Below are 2,680 nucleotides of genomic sequence, written 5' to 3'. Positions count from 1 at the left end.
ATTCAGATACAGCTTATTGGTTCCAAACCAAATTGCCCTGAAATTAGGACTGTCCCCAAAGGCAATTACCTTTCCTTGGCCTAAAGATTTGACCTGTAGGGCAGCTGTATTTTTTGCAAACTCCAGATTTTCGGGATGGATATAGCCACTTGCCAATGGATTTTCTGTATAAATAAGGGGGTTTGAGTAGGGGTTTTCAGCTTGTTCCAGGAATTGGTTGTCATTCCTGAAACTATATATTTCAGGTTTGGAATACCCGTAACCTAGTGGGTGGGAAGTGTCGAGCTTTGCGTGGAAAATGGTTCCCCTGGTTAATCTTGCTCCCGTATTTTTGACAAAATCCTCGTATGGTTTTAGCTCTTTTTTACTATCCTCATCCTCTTTTTTAAATTCAAATGAAACGACTTTCTGCTTGTCCAGCACAGCTAATGCACCACCTCGCGCTACTAGGGTACCTCCAGAGCTTATCCAAGATTTTAGTTTTTCAAAATCTTTTTCTCCAAGATTGCTGTATGTGCCATTTGGCATAGCGATCACAGTGTATTTATCCAGTTCCGATGAGGAAAGTCTCTCTGTGGCCAAAAGGGTGATGGGGATATCCATTCTTTGGTCCAGCAGGTGCCATATCTCTCCAGCTTCAAGGCTATTGACTCCCATACTTACAAGTAATGCGATTTTTGGTTCTTTGAGTACATCTATGTTTGGTGAGCCTAGGTTAATCCCTCCGGTCAATCCACTTGAAATACCATAAACGTTGATGGCATTTTCTTCGGCTAGCTTTTTCAAATCTTGATAAAGTTTCTCCTTAGCATCCTCTTTAGCGTCTCTTTTGGTGCTGACAATGATGGTTCCTTTTTGCAATTCTTTGCCGCTCTCAAGTTTGAAGGGTTCATGGGCTACCCTTACCAAATGTCCATTACTGAGCATTTGATAGGCCAGCTTGGGCGCATAATAATCACTCCATTCGAAAGCAAATGCCAAGTCTTTTTCCTCAGCTAACATTTCACCTTTTTTGAGCTTTTCGTCTTTTTCCAGTTTGGTGACATTAGCCACATTTAAAATCCTACTGCTCATGGCCATATAATCCAGATTGAAGGACATGGGCATGGTCCAGGCTGAGACATCATAAAAAAGACTGTCTTGGAAATCAGTTCTGGTTTCAAAAATAGCTTTGATCAAATTGTATTGAGGTTGTTTCAGAGGTACGATATATGATTTTTCTTTTTGGAAATCCACACTGTTTATCGTGATGTCTTCATTGAGTGCAAATACCTCTATGTCATGCTGGAGAATCATTTCGGCCAGATGAAAACTTCTTGCGGCATCTTCTGTGCTTCCAAAAATATAGGCTTGGTTGCTGTCTGATGTAGCCTCCTTGATAGACTCTTTGTAGAAGTCATGCATAAACTTCACGATCTCTTCCCTCATGTCCACAGCTGCTTCAAATGAACTGATGCTGGTTCTGAACTGATTTCTGATAGTGAAGGCAAAGGGAAGGGGACCGTAATCACTTTCCTGCAAATGTCCTCTTGAAGAAGCCTGTTCGAATAGAATCCCTATGGAGCCTTGGATATCCGGATAGGTAGAGCCGTAGCCGAAATAATATTCATCAAAGCTTTCTTTGGTATGGTAGAGTGACCCGATTTCATCCAGAGCTTTTGCATGGTAATTTCCCATCTTCTCAGTAAGCTCAAGATTTTTTTTGGGAGTAAGAGGGTGGTCCCTGCTGGGAATGCCCGGTTGAAAGAAAAAGGTTGAATTGGTGCCCATTTCATGGTAATCCAAATAAATATTGGGAAGCCATTCCTGAAATGCAGCAACTCGATTTCTGGATTCAGGATGCTGAACCAAAAGCCAGTCTCTGTTGAGATCAAACCAATAGTGATTTCCTCTTCCTCCAGGCCATGCTTCGGAAAGTTCTCTGTTGTTCTTGTCTCCGTTCAAGTTATAGGACCGATGTGAATTCACCCAAGTAGAGTATCGGCTATAACCATCTGGATTGAGCGCAGGGTCAATCATGACAATGATGTTTTCCAGATCATTTTCTATTTCCTGGGCTGCCACAAAATGATAGGCAGCAAGGATGGAGGAGCTGATTGCACTCGCCTCATTGCCATGTACAGAATATCCGGCAGCCATGACCAATGGAGTTTTGGTATAATCTATATTGGAATCAGGATCCCTAAGTTTTTTTCTGTCAGCTTTGATTTGGTCCAGCTGATTGATGTTGGAGGGAGCACTGATAGTTAGGATTGCCTGTGGTCTTTTTTCATAGGTATATCCGATGATTTGGAATTCAGCTCTCGGTGAACTTTCAGCTAATTTTTCAAAGTACCTGAGAATTTGCTCATAAGCGGGATTCCATTCTCCGACCTGGAAACCAAAAAAGTCTTGAGGTTCAGGGATTTCAGAATTGTAATTAAAGCCTTCTGGTAAATAGTATGAAAGAGGTATATCGACAGTGGATTTTGGGCTTTTTTGGGCCAAAGCTGCAGTCATACTGATCAAAAAACAAAGTAAAAGAAATGGATGTCTTTTCATGATATTGCGATTAAGGTTTGAAGAAAAGAAAGATGGTACAAAATGCTTAAGAAGCGGCTAAAGCTCAATACCCTTTGTGTAAAAACTCGGAAGTGAATCTAAAATATTGGTTGATTATTTTTGAGAGAGACCTTTGGAT

The 2,680-nt window shown here is 41.2% G+C and carries 1 protein-coding gene; it reads right to left on the bottom strand.

What is annotated here, in order from left to right; genetic code table 11:
• Positions 1 to 2,541, bottom strand: a 2,541-nt coding sequence (locus EA341_RS00035) for a M14 family zinc carboxypeptidase (protein ID WP_293010637.1), incomplete at its 3' end; no start/stop codon positions are given.
• Positions 2,542 to 2,680 lie beyond the last annotated feature (139 nt).

The sequence above is a fragment of the Mongoliibacter sp. genome (genome assembly GCF_007692705.1).
In the GTDB taxonomy this organism is placed as follows: Bacteria; Bacteroidota; Bacteroidia; order Cytophagales; family Cyclobacteriaceae; genus Mongoliibacter.
The sequence above is the reverse complement of the archived record's forward strand: the minus strand, read 5'-3'. Positions and strand labels throughout refer to the sequence as shown.